Source organism: Bacteroides sp. 51, from assembly GCF_010500965.1.
Lineage (GTDB): Bacteria > Bacteroidota > Bacteroidia > Bacteroidales > Bacteroidaceae > Bacteroides.
On record NZ_QVMI01000008.1, the window covers coordinates 118,453 to 118,927 of the forward strand.

A 475-nucleotide genomic window follows, 5' to 3' on the forward strand; every position below is an offset into this window, starting at 1 on the left:
ATCAACTATCCCATTAGTATATTCATCATTGCGACGACGCTTGATCTCAGCGGCAGACAACTTTAAACGAACATATTCCTCCTCACGTTTATAAAGGCTACCCATCTTAAGAAGAAAGAAACGAGCACGATCACAACCCTGATCAAACGCAGTCTTGAACTTCGCACGGGCGTGAGCCATGCAACAAAGATGGTCCACACTGGTAAGTTCGTCATCCAAATACATATAAACGTTATAACCATCACTCTGCAACGAACGAAGCTTGGCATCACCCAAAAAGTCAGTCAATACCTTGCGACGTCTTCCACCAGTATGCCGGCTCCCATCCGCATCCGTGCAGTCTTCATAGAAGAAAATAACGATGTTTGCTTTCTTATTTACCAAACACCACATATAAGTCTTCTTGTGACCATAATGAGTTTGATAACGACACCAGGTCTCATCAACATTCACATCAGAACCAGCCTGCAAAGCA

At 43.6% G+C, this 475-nt stretch carries 1 protein-coding gene; it reads right to left on the reverse strand.

Annotation, left to right across the window (positions count from 1 at the left end):
* On the reverse strand, positions 1–453 hold a 453-nt coding region (locus D0T87_RS24560), incomplete at its 3' end, for a transposase (RefSeq protein ID WP_370526828.1).
* Positions 454–475 lie beyond the last annotated feature (22 nt).